The sequence below is a fragment of the Formosa sediminum genome, assembly GCF_007197735.1.
GTDB classification, from domain to species: Bacteria; Bacteroidota; Bacteroidia; order Flavobacteriales; family Flavobacteriaceae; genus Formosa; species Formosa sediminum.
The window spans coordinates 2,599,827-2,613,438 of sequence record NZ_CP041637.1; the positions used below are offsets into that span (position 1 = coordinate 2,599,827).

Genomic DNA, 13,612 nt, shown 5'->3' on the forward strand with positions numbered 1-13,612 from the left:
GAAATGACTTTTTGGATTAATTAAAATGTGTACTAAAAAATTACATAAATAGTAATTGTGTAAGAATATAAATAGGTAATAAGATAATTAATGAGAATTTAAGCATATACCCAAAGAAACTAGGCATTTTTATACCGTGATCTTCAGCAATAGATTTCACCATAAAGTTAGGGCCGTTACCAATATAAGTTAAAGCACCAAAGAATACGGCACTCGTTGCAATTGCACTAAGTATTTTTTCTGCCACATTTGCCACTATAGGAATGCCTTCTGCAACAGGAATGCTAGATGCAACACTATGAAAGGCTACAGCAGTAGGCGTGTTATCTAAAAAGGCACTTAATATACCTGTAGCATAATAAAATTGCCAGGCTTCTGTTAATCCCATATCTGGAGCATGCTGTCTTAGATAAATAAGTGTAGGTGTCATGGTAATGAATATACCAATGAAAACTACGGCAACTTCAACAATTGGTCCCCAAGAGAATTTGTTTTTTGATCGTGTTTTTTCAGGCGTTGTAAAGTAGGCTAAAGCCGTAAACAAGATTAGTACAAATTCACGTAAATGTGCGAGCCAAAACGGTGCGTGTTCTTTACCCATTTCAGGAATCATATCATGATTTATAAAGGCTACAGATAAAATAACACCTAATAAATACACAAAGTTTAGTGTTCCAACAATTCGAATAGGTTCAATTTCTCGAGCATCGGCAGATAGGTTTTCAGCAGGTTCTTTTTTATAGTAATATGTATCCATTATAAAATAAATCACAAGTAATAATATACCTGTAAATGCCCACTCTGGTATTAAGCTAAAAAACCAAGTAAAACTTGCGCCTCTTAAGTAAAGCATAAGTAATGGTGGGTCTCCAAGCGGAGTTAGTAGTCCACCACAATTGGCAACTGCTGCAATAAAAAATAAGATGGTATGTACATTATATTTTCTTTGGTGATTAACAGATATTACGGGACGTATTAATAGCATGGCTGCTCCAGTGGTCCCCATAAATGACGCTAATAGATAGCCAATACCCAGAAACATAGTATTAATCCATGGTTTAGCTTTGATGTCACCGCTAAGATGAATGCCCCCAGTAATGACAAAGAGTGAAGTTAGTAGGACAATAAAAGGGAAATAATCTCCTAAAATTTGATGTTTTAAGGGCTCTAATAGCCCCATGTGTATTAAATAATAAATGGTTGGTATACTTAAAATGATAGATACCAAAAATTTGTTACGGTTGTTTTCCCACCATTCCTCTGCTATAAGAGGTCCTACCGCAATTGCTAATAATATAATAAAGAAAGGGATAGAAGGCCACAAGGGGATTTGTTGCACTAATTCAGTACTAGTATGTAGTAGTAACATGAGTTGAATGTTTGTAGAATGGTTTAGTTATTCTAATTTAGTTAATTTTTGTTTATAAGATTTTCTCATTTTTAGGTTTAAATGTTAATTTTTACGTGATTGTTGCCATAATTGTTTGAGTATTTGTTATTATATTTAACAAAATAAGTCATAAAATAAGTATATTTTTATGACAAAAATCAGTAGGATAAATACTATTATTTATTATAGTATAAACCTAAAACAATGTACTAAATTAATAAAATGAGTGTTAAAAAAACTAAGAAGGTCTTCAAATATTAACAAAACTTAACATGTCTGCACGTTTAGTATTGTAGTCTTGGTTTATATTTTAGGTTTCGTGGTATAGACGTTTTTTATAAAAAGTATAGATATAAAAGCCGCGACACTATCTGTTAAAACAAAGGTAATCCAAATCCCATTTAAATTGTAAAGTGTATTTAAAACATATATAAATGGTATAAATAATATAACGGGTCTGAGTAAAGCTAAAAAAATGGCAATTTTGTTTTTGTGTAGGGCTTGAAAATAACGTGTAGCAATAATCTGAACCATATAAAAAGGAATACAGATTGAAAAAATGCGCAGCGCAGTTTCAGCTAAATTAATAATATTCATGTTGTTCTCTATAAATACAGAAATAATGGTATTTGGGAAGGTCTGAATAATTACTACCCCTATAAGGCCTATGGAGACTACCATAGTCATGGTATATATTAGAATTTTATAATTTTTAAGATGCTTTTTTGCTCCCAAATTATAACTAATTAAAGGTTGGATTCCGTCTCCGATACCAAGAGCAGTCATTAAAAAAAAGGTATTTATACCAAATATAATTCCCATTACAGCCACAGCATCAGATCCTCCAGTTTTTAATAATAAGTTGTTGGCAATCATGTTTTGGAAACTAGTAGCACAATCCATTATAAACGGAGAAAAACCTAATAAAAGCATAGGGTAAATAGTGTTTTTTTGAAGTTTTATTTTTTTAATTGTAAGTTTAATTAAACTTTGACCGCCAAAATAATAATAGATTAAACACAAGCTATTTACACCTTGGGCAATAATTGTAGCTAAGGCAGCACCTTTTATTCCCATATTAAACCCTTTCATAAAAACAATATCTAATAGAATGTTTATTACAGAAGAAATTAACACAAGTATTGCAGGTAAACGAGGATTACCTTCTGCTCTACAGGTAAACTCTAGGGCAATAAAAAAGGAGAGGGGAAACCCATAAATAATAACCTGCAAATAGTCTCCAGACATGTTCAAAAGCGAGCCTTCTGCACCAAAAGCTATTAATAATTCCTTATAAAACAGTAGGCCTGTAGTTGTAAAAAGGAATATAATTATTAATAAACCAGCAATCATATTACCTAATACAAGTTCTGCTTTATCTGTTCGAGATTCACCTAAATATTTAGCAATTAATACTCCGGCACCACTCCCAAATAATAGTATAAACCCAAATTGTAATAAATTCACAGGGAATACCATGGTAACTGCAGAGAGTCCTTCTGCGCCAACAAATCTACCCACGAGTATACGATCTACTATATTATAAAAAGCATTAACTAAAAGGCCTAGTACTGCTGGCCCCACATAGGTTAAAAGTTGTTTTAGTAAGGCATTTTGTTTGAGCGACATGAGTGTTGTTTTTATCATTACAAGGTCTAAGTCTATATTGCAAAATTACAAGATGGTAATATTGTGTTAGCTATTGTTATTTAGGTAAAATGTATTATAATTTATGTTTATTTTTGATGGATAGAAATTAAGGATAAGTATGGAAGTTTATAGTGACATTAAGACGTATTTTTTAAATGCATTTGATGATATTACAGATTATGATAATCAATTTTATATCATGCCTTTTGGAAAAGACTGGATAGCGCATCCAGATCCGGATACAAAGTATTATGAACCTCATAAAAGAGATTTTTTCGAAATAGGTATTATTGCTCAGCATAATAAAAATATGGAAATAGGGGAACAAGTTTTTGATTCAATGCAAAATGGTTTAGCTATAGTGTCTCCATTTCAAACTATTAAATATGGTGAAAGAGCCTCGAAGTTAGAGGATAAAGATGAAGGGTATGTAATTTATTTTAAATCGACACTCTTAGATCGGTTTAATCAGCCTTACGAAGTGCAAAATGAATTCCCATTTTTTAAAATGCATACATTGCCTTTGTATTACTTAACAGAATTAGATTTTAAAGAGCTTACTGTTTTAGCGGAAACCTTATATCAAGAAGCTAAAGCAAACAAAGTGCATAGTTTAGATATCATTAAAGCCTTACTTTTAATTTTATTATATAAAGTAAAACGTATTACAAGTAACAATGAGGGGATTGTTACCGTAAATCGTTATGCTACAATTATGTCTAAGTTTGAAAATGCGATTCAGTCTAGTCAGAATAATTTTCGCTCTGTAAATGAATATGCATCACAACTAAATATTAGTCCAATATATTTAACCGAATGCGTAAAGAAAACTACAGGTAAAAGTGCTCAGAAGATAATTATTGATTATAAAGTGTTACATGCTAAAACCTTACTTAATAAACAAAACCTAACTAATGCTGAAATTGCTGAAGTATTAGGATTTAATGAAGTGGCTAACTTTAATCAATTTTTCAAGCGTAATGTTGGTATTACTGCAACGCAGTTTAGAAAACAAACCAATATTTAACTGTTAGAATAGCGAATAAGCCTTAATCTAAATAGTTTTTTATCCTACTTTGTTAATGTTATGTTATAAAAAAGCATGTCAGGTATAGAAGTCCCTAAAAACGCGAAACAGTTCAATAATATTTCTTTAATTTGCGGCCTATTCATTAATAGGTTTATGGATTACAGAAAACAGATCGGTAAATATCTCGTATCATTATTGCTTTTAATGGCATTAATGCTACCTAGTGTCGTTCAGTTTTTTCATGTTTTTGAAAATCATGGACATGTTGTATGTGCCGAAAAAAAGGTGCATATTCATAACAAAGTGACTAAATGCGAGATTTGTAGTTTTCATTTGGCTTCTTTTAAATATGATATTTTAGATTATCCAGACTTATTAGTAGAAGGTATATCCGTAATATTAGTGTCTAATTTTACTGATATAGAGTGTAATGCATTGCCGGTTACCAATACTCAACTTCGGGCACCACCCACCTTATCTTAACTTAAGATCTATACATACGATTAATTTTTTTGCATCTATTTAATTATTTTTGAGCATATTTTATGGGTTCAATGTGTTTTAAAGGTTTGCTATTTATTAATCTATAACCTAAAGTTTTAGCTACCTAAAAATTATTATACATACTTCATACGTGGTATAATACTATTTGTTGTTTTTAGTAGCCAGTTATCAATACTTTAATTTAATCAAACAATTTTATATGCGAATTTATGTTCTATTCTTACTGCTATTTTGTAGTATGAATGCTGTCTCACAGCAGTGTGATTTAACACTTTCTGGAACAGTAAAAGATCTTCATGACGGTTCTGTGCTCGTGGGCGCAACCTTAATTATTGCAGGAACAGATCAGGCCGTTCAAACAAATCTTGATGGAGCGTTTGAATTTAAAAATTTATGTAAAGGCACGTACGATATACAGGTGTCTCATCCGTTTTGTCTTACTCAAGGGTTTACAGTAAAACTCGATGCAAATACATCTAAAATTTTTAAATTAGAACATCATTTAGAAGAACTAAACGAGGTATTAGTAGAAGGTCATACCAATAAAAATAAATCTAAAACTCTGGTTGAAGCTAAAGTGTCTAATTTAGAATTAGAACGTAACACCAGTGGCACATTAGGAGATGCATTAAATAGTTTAAGTGGAGTATCGTCTTTAAATTCAGGGAATGCCATAGTTAAGCCCATTGTAAATGGGTTGCACAGTAGCCGGGTTGTAATTATAAATAATGGTGTACGTATGGAAGATCAGGAATGGGGATCTGAACATGCTCCAAATATGGATGTAAATGCAATAGGAAATCTTAGTCTTATTAAAGGAGCAGGCGCACTTCAATATAGTGGAGATGCTGTTGGAGGTGTTATCGTTGCAGATGCTCCAAAAGTACCCGTAAAAGATTCATTATATGGTAAAACAATACTTAGTGGAGCATCTAATGGAAGAGGTGGTGCAGTAACCTCACAGCTTACCAAAAGTTATAAAAATGGATGGTTTGGAACTTTACAAGGTACCTGGAAACGTTTTGGCGATTTTGAAGCTCCAGATTATGTACTTAGTAATACAGGAACCGCAGAACGTAATGCATCAATTAATATCGGACTTAATAAATTTAATTACGGGATAGAAGGTTACTATTCTTATTTTAAAAATGAAATCGGAATTTTAAGTGCTTCGCATATAGGTGGTGCTTCAGATTTAGTTAGTGCTATAAATAGTGATGTTCCGTTAATAATAGATGATTTTACTTACGATATTTCTGAACCTAAGCAAGATATTACTCACCACTTAGCGCGTATTAAAGGATTCAAAAAGTTTGAACATTTAGGAACACTAACTTTGCAGTATGATTTTCAGAAAAATAATAGGTTAGAATACGATATTAGAACGGGTTCAGACAAAGGTAAACCCTCGGTAGATTTGGAACTTACAACACATACGTTGCATCTGGATTTAGAGTCGCATTTAATTAATGGCATAAAATTTAAAAGCGGAATTAAAGCCAGTTATCAAGATAATTTTGCAGATCCCAATACAGGAGTTAGACGCTTAATCCCGGATTATGATAAATATGATTTAGGGGCTTATGCTGTATTGGATTATTCTATTAATAGTAAGTGGTTGGTAGAAGCTGGAGGACGTTTTGATTACACTTATATTGATGCGTATAAATACTACAAAACATCTTTTTGGGAATCCCGAAATTATGACGAGTTGTATCCAGAGATAGTTGTTGAAGAGTTTGATAATCAGATTTTAACACATCCGGAATTGTATTTTTATAATCCATCTGTAACCATAGGTGCAACTTACACCTTTGGTAAAGATTACGAATTGTTTTTTAATTATGCCTTAGCATCAAGAGCCCCAAACCCTTCAGAATTATTTAGTGAAGGCTTGCACCATTCTGCATCTAGAATAGAATATGGTGATCTTAGTTTCAATTCGGAAATTGGACATAAAATCATGTTAACCTTACAGCGCAATAATGATGTTTTTAGCTTTTCTGTTAGTCCGTTTGTAAATACGATTAAGGATTTTATTGTAATTGAACCTACTTCTATAGAGACTACTGTTAGAGGAAGTTTTCAGGTATGGGAATACAGACAAACAAATGCACAGTTACTAGGTGTAGATTTAGATGCTTCTTATGCTTTTACAGATAAATTTAGATATAATTATCAGTTTTCATTCGTTAAAGGGTACGATCGTTCTCAGGACGAACCCTTAATAAGTATGCCTCCTGTAAATATGAAAAATGAAATCGTATATCTAAATCCTGAAGTCCATAATCTTAGATTAGCATTACAAAGCGAGTACGTCTTTCGTCAGAATGAATATCCAGATAATAACTTTGAAGTATACATTCCAGAAACAGAAAGTACCGAAGTTGTAGATATTAGTACACCCCCAGATGCTTATCATTTATTGAATTTTAACTCAAGTATAGACTTTAATATCAATACCAAATCAAAATTAACTTTAGGGTTTGCTGTTACAAACCTATTAAATACATCTTATAGAGATTACCTAAATAGTATGCGTTACTATGCAGACGATTTAGGACGAAATTTTATATTAAATCTTAAACTCAATTATTAAAACAATACCAATGAAAAAAGAAAAATTTTTAAACATTAGCCAGATGAAAACAACAAAATTATTTACAGCAGCTTTAATTGCTACAGTATTATTTACATCATGTTCAAGTGACGATGATACCCCTGAAATCGTAAATGAAGAAGAGGTTATAACCACTTTAACAGTAACTTTAACTGCAACGGGTACAGGTGATATAATAACCTTGCAAACTCAAGATTTAGATGGTGATGGTCCAGACGATCCTGTAGTTACAGTATCAGGAAATTTAGCTGCAGGAGAAACGTATAACGGAAGCATAGTGCTTTTAAACGAAACTGTAAGTCCAGCAGAAGATATTACTGAAGAAGTAGAAGATGAAAGTGATGAACACCAGTTTTTCTATACTGCAAGTAGTAGCTTAGATGTTACAACAGCCTATGCAAATTACGATGAAGATGGAAACCCATTAGGTACCGAGTTTACACTTACAGCAGGCGAAGCAAGTTCTGGAAGCTTAACCTTTACTTTAATACACGAGCCTGTAAAACCAAATACTGGATTAACAGATGCAGGTGGGGAGACAGATGCAGAAGCGACATTTAGTGTTACTGTAGAATAAATTAATATTAATAGATTAAAAACAAGCCTTTAACATAACTGTTAAAGGCTTGTTTGTTTTAAATATGTCCTGAAAGTCTTTTCAACTCAAAATACATAATTCAGAACAGTTTATATCTCTAATTTCAATAAAACGTCAAAAAACACTTAAGTAGAAAAAAATAAACAGTCTGTAAATGAGTGGTTTAAAGATGTGTTTTTGGCTGTTAATAGATAGGGGCGATTCGCTCAAATGTTCGATAGATAAAGGGTTTAGTCAATATTTTTAATTGAAAATAAAATGGAATAATTTCAATTCGTCTACACTAAATTACCATTCATCTATAGTTAACTTCGTAATAACGATTAAGCTGTGAAATCCTAGGAATAGGGGCTATTTTTGTAATTCACTTAAACTTGAGTTCTGATGACAAATGTTTTAAAAATTTTACTAATAGAAGACGATATGATTGAAGTTATGAAACTTAAAAGAGCAGTTTCTAAACTTCAAATTAATTGTAAAATTATTGAAGCTAATAATGGCGAAGAGGCTTTAAGTATATTAGAGAAAAAGGAAGATTTACCAGATATAATTTTATTAGATTTAAATATGCCAAAAATTAACGGAATTGAATTTTTAGGTATTCTTAAAAAAGATAGTGTATTAAAATATTTACCTACCATTATATTAACGACCTCAAGTAATCAAAAAGATTTATTAGAATGTTACAAAATAGGCGTTGCAGGCTATATTTTAAAACCTCTTAAGTACGAAGAGTACGTGTCTAAAATAGAAACTCTAATTGCATACTGGAGTATTAATGAATTAAAGAAAATATAATGAAGGGTATTGTTTTTACAGAGTTTTTAGATTTAGTAGAGGAGAAATTTGGGTTAGAAATGGTAGATAAAATTATTTCTGAATCGGAATTAGATTCAGGAGGGATATATACTTCTGTAGGAACCTATAAATTTTCAGAAATGCTTCAATTGCTTCAGCATTTAAGTGAACACACCGACATTTCCATAGACGATTTACTACTTGTATATGCCGAACATTTTTTTAGTGTTATAGAAAAAAGTTACCCTGGACTCCTAGCCACTTACCAAGATCCTATAGAAATGTTGTCTTCAATAGAAAATCATATTCATATAGAAGTCAGAAAAATATATCCAGATGCAGAATTACCATCGTTTGAAGTTATGGAGAAGACTAAAAATTCACTAACTTTAATTTATAAATCTAGTAGAGCAATGCATCATTTTGGACTGGGGTTAATGAATAAAACCTTTGAACACTTTAATACCAAAGCAACCATACTATTAGATAAAATTAAAACAGACGGAACAGAAGTTAAGTTTACCATACATAAAACACCATGAGTCAGGATAAGATAGATATTTTACAACGCGCACTAGCACGCGAAAAAGCAGCACGAAAAGCAGCAGAATCTATCTTAGAGCAAAAAGCAGCAGAGTTATACGAAACCAATCAAAAGCTTGAAAAATCGTATGCAGAGTTAGAAAATTTACTCACCAAAAAAGATTCACAACTACAAGGTGTTTTTGAAAACATAGTAGATGCCTACCTTATAATGGATCTCTCAGGTAATATTCTAAAAATGAATAATGCCGCCATAGATTTGTTAGGATTTGAAAATGAAAAGGTAGATTTTAATCTTATGAATATGGTATCTCCTCAAGATTTTGAGCGGGTATCTCAATCGTTTCAAAACTTATTAAAACTTGGAACACTTACCGATTTTGAAATTAATATAACAACGTTTTTAAAAGAAGTTAAACTTGTACATGTTAATGCAAGTATTATTTATCATGCCGGAAAACCCTTCGCAGCACAAGGTATTATTAGAGATATTACCAAAGACAGAGAAGCAGAAGACAAGCTAATAGAATCTGAAAATAGATTAGCGACCCTAATTATAAATTTAGATAGCGGGGTAGTATTAGAAGACGAAAACCGTAAAATTGTACTCACCAATAAAAAATTTACCGAGCTTTTTAATATTGAAGCAGAACCAACAGATCTTATAGGGTTGGACTGTTTAGAAGCGTCAAAAACCAACAGCTTACTGTTTAAAAATCCAGAGTACTTTTTAGATCGTATGAAAGCAATTGATCTTAAAAAAGAAGCGGTACTAGGGGAGGAATTAGAAATGGTTGATGGTAAAATTTTAGAGAGAAATTATGTACCTATAATTTTAGACGATACCTCTAAAGGATATTTATGGACCTTTAAAGATGTTACTCTTAATAGAATTTATGAAAAAAGTTTAGAAGCCGAAAAACAAAAATATTATAATATTATTTCTAATATGAATTTGGGGCTAGTTGAATTGGATTTAAATGATAAAATTTTGATGGTAAATCAGTGTTTTATAGACATGACTGGTTATACTGAAGAAGAATTAATAGGTATTAAAGGAAAAGATGTGTTTCCTGTTCTTGAAGATAAACCTATTATAGATAGCCAAATTAAAGGACGTAAAAAAGGGAAAACTAACTCTTACGAATTACGCATACGAAACAAAGAGGGCGAATTAAGACATTGGTTAATTAGTGGTGCGCCCAACTATAATTTAGATGGTGAAATTATTGGCTCAATAGGTCTGAATTTTGATATTACAGACATCAAAAATCTGGAAATTCAGAAAGAAAACTTAGTAAAAGAACTTGAAAAAAGCAATAACGAGTTGCAAGAATATGCACATATTGTGTCTCACGATTTAAAATCGCCTTTACGAAGTATTAATGCCTTAATTAGTTGGATTAAAGAAGATAATGCTAATGTTTTAGATGAGACTAGTCTTCAAAATTTTGATTTAATTGAAGTTACATTAGAAAAAATGGAACAGTTAATTACAGATATTTTAGATTATTCTAGTATTGGCGCAGATAATGAAGATAAAATAGAAGTTAATCTAGATACTGTTGTTAAAGAACTAGTAGATATTTTATATATACCAGAGCATATAAAAGTAAGAATAACTACCAATTTACCTATGGTATTGGGGCATAAAACTAAACTGCAACAAGTCTTTCAAAATTTAATTAGTAACGCCGTAAAATTTATAGATAAACCCGAAGGTGTTATAACTATTTCATGTATAGAGTTAAACGATTGTTATCAATTTTCAATTCAAGATAACGGGATGGGAATAGATGAGAAATTTCACGATAAAATATTTAAAGTTTTTCATGCGCTTAAAAAAAGTAAAGATTCTTCTGGGATAGGGCTATCCATAGTTCAAAAAATAGTGTTTTTACATGGTGGAAAAATATGGTTAGAAAGTAAAATAAAAGAAGGGACTACTTTCTTTTTTACAATAAGCAAATAAGATGAAAATAGTACAATTAATAAAACATAAAGATCAAGACTGGAACTATTTAAGCGAAAACATAACGTTAATTAAACCATTAGTTTTAGTTTTTGGTAATAGGTATTTGCTTGAAACCCCAACCATATATACAGATATTAAAGCGTTGTTTCCAGACGGAGAGATTGTGTTTGGATCCTCTTGTGCAGATATTACTGCTAATACTGTAAATGAAGATGCTATTACAATAACGGCAATTGAGCTAGAGCGTAGTCGGTTTTTAATTAAAACAAGTAACATTTTAAATTCAGATTTAAATAGCTATAAAACAGGAGATCATTTAATTAGTCAATTTCCCCAAGATGGTCTTAAATATGTTTTTGTCGTTTCTGAAGGGAGTTTTATAAACGGTAGCGAATTAACTAAAGGGATGAATAAAGCCACTCACGATAATTTGTTAATTACAGGAGCTTTATGTGGAGATTCAGACAGATTCGAAAAAACGTTGTCTGCTTATAATGAAAATCCAAAACCAGGAGAGCTTGTTGCTGTAGGATTTTATGGAGATACTTTAGAGATCTCATTTTCTATTTATGGCGGTTGGACCCCTTTTGGTCCAGAACGTATGGTTACTAAATCTGAAGGCAATATTTTATTTGAACTTGATGATATGCCTGCTTTAGATATTTATAAAAAATATTTAGGCGATAAAGCTAAAGATCTTCCCGGTGCTGCATTATTATATCCGTTAAACGTGAAAAGTAAGACTGAAAAACAATCTATAGTTCGTTCTATTTTAAATATAGATGAGACTACAAACGCTGTAATATTAGCAGGAGATATTCCTGTAGATTCCAAAGTCCAACTCATGATGACAAATGTAGATAATATAGCAAATGCATCAGAACGTGCAGCAAAACAAGCGTTAGACTTAAGAGCACACAAGCCAGAATTAGCTTTGTTAGTAAGTTGTATAGGGCGTAAATTAGTGTTAGATCAACGTGTTGAAGAAGAAATAGAAGAAGTCACTCAAGTTATAGGCCAAGGTATCGCAGTAACCGGATTATATTCTTATGGAGAAATAGCACCATTTCATGGCGAAGTCTCTTGCCAATTGCATAACCAAACCATGACTGTAACATTATTAAGTGAATAATGAATTCATTATTAAAAAGACAATTACGTAAATATTTAAAAGATCAGGAGCTTCCATCTCATATTGAGGACTTTATTGATGCCGTAAACAGGTCTTATAATAATTATGATGAACATTTTGCAATGTTACAACGTGCCATGCGTATTAGTTCAGATGAATTATTTTCAGCCAATCAAAAACTTCAAAAAGAAGCCGTCGCACAGCAAGAACTTATAGATAAACTCAAACATGTTATAAATACTCTAAAAGTGTATGATCTATCTGATGAGGATACTACTAAGGGTGATGAATTAAGCGGACTTAGTTTGGTAAATTATTTAGATAGTCAGACTAAAGATATTATAGAGATTAATGCCCAACGGGAACAAGTTTTACAAAAACTAGCCCAACAAAATCAAGAGTTAAATGATTATGCCCATATGGTTTCGCACGATTTAAAATCACCATTACGAAGTATAGATACTTTGACCGCATGGTTAAAAGAAGATTATCAAGATGAAATTGATGCAAATGGTAAAGAAAGTCTCAACTTAATTAGAAATAATGTAGAAAAAATGGACCTGCTTATTAGTGGTATTTTAGACTATACTACCATAAGTAAAAACAAATCAGATTTTTATAATATAGATTTAGATAAACTTGTAACTCATATTCTAGAAACGCTTACTATACCCGATCATATTACCATTACAAAGAGAGATACACTGCCTGTTATTAGAGGCGATAAATACAGACTTCAGCAATTATTTCAACATTTAATAGACAATGCCATTAAGTATAACGATAAAGCTAAAGGCGAGATAGAAATAAGTTTAGAAGACCATGTAGAATATTGGAAATTTAAGATAAAAGATAATGGGAAAGGCATTAATCAGGCGTATTTCAAAAAAATATTTAAAACTTTTGAAAAATTAGAAAACAATACCAACTCTACTGGAATAGGACTAGCAATAGCAAAAAAAATTGTAGATATTTATGGTGGTAAAATTTGGCTAGAATCTAAATTAGGTATAGGTTCTAGTTTTTATTTTACATTGAAAAAAGATACACATGGAACAACCTAACATGTCCTATATACATAGTATGTCTGGAGGCGATAAAAGCTTCGAAACTCAGTTAATCAACATTATAAAACAGGAGTTTCCAGACGAAAAAGCAATTTATTATAAGAACCTAAAAGCAGGAAATCTTAAAATGGCTGCAGAAAATGTACATAAACTTAAACATAAAATTAGTATTTTAGGTCTTGAAAAAAGTTATGATATTGCTGTAGCATTTGAAAACAATTTATTAGAAGGACATACCGAGCTTGATAATGCATTTGAATCTATTTTAAATAACATGACTAATTATATAAACACACTATAATTAA

The 13,612-nt window shown here is 31.3% G+C and carries 12 protein-coding genes; 10 read left to right on the forward strand and 2 right to left on the reverse strand.

All coding sequences use genetic code 11. From position 1 onward, the window contains the following. Window positions 1-40: 40 nt before the first annotated feature. Both FNB79_RS11240 and FNB79_RS11245 read right to left on the reverse strand, forming a co-directional pair. Window positions 41-1,369 carry a sodium:proton antiporter gene (locus FNB79_RS11240; protein WP_143381399.1) on the reverse strand — a complete coding sequence of 443 codons (1,329 nt, stop codon included), beginning with the start codon at window positions 1,367-1,369 and terminating at the stop codon, window positions 41-43. A gap of 324 nt (window positions 1,370-1,693) precedes the next feature. Continuing rightward, the gene (locus FNB79_RS11245; RefSeq protein ID WP_185967764.1) at window positions 1,694-3,019 is read right to left on the reverse strand and encodes an MATE family efflux transporter; all 1,326 of its coding nucleotides are present in this window, start codon (window positions 3,017-3,019) and stop codon (window positions 1,694-1,696) included. A gap of 139 nt (window positions 3,020-3,158) precedes the next feature. Between FNB79_RS11245 and FNB79_RS11250 the strand changes: the two genes are divergently transcribed. The 10 genes from FNB79_RS11250 (at window position 3,159) to FNB79_RS11295 (ending at window position 13,608) form a co-directional block, all read left to right on the forward strand. Further along, complete coding sequence (locus FNB79_RS11250; RefSeq protein ID WP_143381401.1) at window positions 3,159-4,067, forward strand: helix-turn-helix domain-containing protein; 909 nt, start codon at window positions 3,159-3,161, stop codon at window positions 4,065-4,067. A 75-nt stretch (window positions 4,068-4,142) separates the two neighbouring features. Further along, window positions 4,143-4,553, forward strand: coding sequence for a hypothetical protein (locus FNB79_RS11255; protein WP_143381402.1), 411 nt, complete (start codon window positions 4,143-4,145; stop codon window positions 4,551-4,553). 220 nt (window positions 4,554-4,773) lie between these two features. Further along, entirely contained in the window at window positions 4,774-7,173 is a 2,400-nt protein-coding gene (locus tag FNB79_RS11260; protein ID WP_143381403.1) for a TonB-dependent receptor, read from the forward strand. A 43-nt stretch (window positions 7,174-7,216) separates the two neighbouring features. Further along, a complete protein-coding gene (locus tag FNB79_RS11265) occupies window positions 7,217-7,771 on the forward strand; it encodes a type 1 periplasmic binding fold superfamily protein (protein WP_143382619.1) in 555 nt (184 codons plus the stop codon). Window positions 7,772-8,176: 405 nt separating this feature from the next. Beyond that, window positions 8,177-8,590 carry a response regulator gene (locus FNB79_RS11270; RefSeq protein ID WP_143381404.1) on the forward strand — a complete coding sequence of 138 codons (414 nt, stop codon included), beginning with the start codon at window positions 8,177-8,179 and terminating at the stop codon, window positions 8,588-8,590. Continuing rightward, the gene (locus tag FNB79_RS11275; RefSeq protein WP_143381405.1) at window positions 8,590-9,132 is read left to right on the forward strand and encodes a heme NO-binding domain-containing protein; all 543 of its coding nucleotides are present in this window, start codon (window positions 8,590-8,592) and stop codon (window positions 9,130-9,132) included. The genes FNB79_RS11270 and FNB79_RS11275 overlap by 1 nt, the downstream gene beginning before the upstream one ends. Beyond that, window positions 9,129-11,105 (forward strand): PAS domain-containing sensor histidine kinase, encoded by a 1,977-nt coding sequence (locus FNB79_RS11280; RefSeq protein WP_143381406.1) that lies wholly within the window; start codon window positions 9,129-9,131, stop codon window positions 11,103-11,105. The genes FNB79_RS11275 and FNB79_RS11280 overlap by 4 nt, the downstream gene beginning before the upstream one ends. Window position 11,106: 1 nt before the next feature. Next, window positions 11,107-12,240 (forward strand): FIST signal transduction protein, encoded by a 1,134-nt coding sequence (locus tag FNB79_RS11285; protein WP_143381407.1) that lies wholly within the window; start codon window positions 11,107-11,109, stop codon window positions 12,238-12,240. Continuing rightward, complete coding sequence (locus FNB79_RS11290) at window positions 12,240-13,304, forward strand: sensor histidine kinase (protein ID WP_143381408.1); 1,065 nt, start codon at window positions 12,240-12,242, stop codon at window positions 13,302-13,304. Before FNB79_RS11285 ends, FNB79_RS11290 begins: the two co-directional genes overlap by 1 nt. Continuing rightward, the gene (locus FNB79_RS11295) at window positions 13,291-13,608 is read left to right on the forward strand and encodes an Hpt domain-containing protein (protein ID WP_143381409.1); all 318 of its coding nucleotides are present in this window, start codon (window positions 13,291-13,293) and stop codon (window positions 13,606-13,608) included. The genes FNB79_RS11290 and FNB79_RS11295 overlap by 14 nt, the downstream gene beginning before the upstream one ends. The last annotated feature ends 4 nt before the right edge of the window (window positions 13,609-13,612 follow it).

What these genes read in the sequence shown, in the direction of transcription:
- FNB79_RS11240 (WP_143381399.1), bottom strand. Translation starts at nt 1,369, where the DNA reads ATGTTACTACTACATACTAGTACTGAATTAGTGCAACAAATCCCCTTG.
- FNB79_RS11245 (WP_185967764.1), bottom strand. Translation starts at nt 3,019, where the DNA reads ATGTCGCTCAAACAAAATGCCTTACTAAAACAACTTTTAACCTATGTG.
- FNB79_RS11250 (WP_143381401.1), top strand. Translation starts at nt 3,159, where the DNA reads ATGGAAGTTTATAGTGACATTAAGACGTATTTTTTAAATGCATTTGAT.
- FNB79_RS11255 (WP_143381402.1), top strand. Translation starts at nt 4,143, where the DNA reads ATGTCAGGTATAGAAGTCCCTAAAAACGCGAAACAGTTCAATAATATT.
- FNB79_RS11260 (WP_143381403.1), top strand. Translation starts at nt 4,774, where the DNA reads ATGCGAATTTATGTTCTATTCTTACTGCTATTTTGTAGTATGAATGCT.
- FNB79_RS11265 (WP_143382619.1), top strand. Translation starts at nt 7,217, where the DNA reads ATGAAAACAACAAAATTATTTACAGCAGCTTTAATTGCTACAGTATTA.
- FNB79_RS11270 (WP_143381404.1), top strand. Translation starts at nt 8,177, where the DNA reads ATGACAAATGTTTTAAAAATTTTACTAATAGAAGACGATATGATTGAA.
- FNB79_RS11275 (WP_143381405.1), top strand. Translation starts at nt 8,590, where the DNA reads ATGAAGGGTATTGTTTTTACAGAGTTTTTAGATTTAGTAGAGGAGAAA.
- FNB79_RS11280 (WP_143381406.1), top strand. Translation starts at nt 9,129, where the DNA reads ATGAGTCAGGATAAGATAGATATTTTACAACGCGCACTAGCACGCGAA.
- FNB79_RS11285 (WP_143381407.1), top strand. Translation starts at nt 11,107, where the DNA reads ATGAAAATAGTACAATTAATAAAACATAAAGATCAAGACTGGAACTAT.
- FNB79_RS11290 (WP_143381408.1), top strand. Translation starts at nt 12,240, where the DNA reads ATGAATTCATTATTAAAAAGACAATTACGTAAATATTTAAAAGATCAG.
- FNB79_RS11295 (WP_143381409.1), top strand. Translation starts at nt 13,291, where the DNA reads ATGGAACAACCTAACATGTCCTATATACATAGTATGTCTGGAGGCGAT.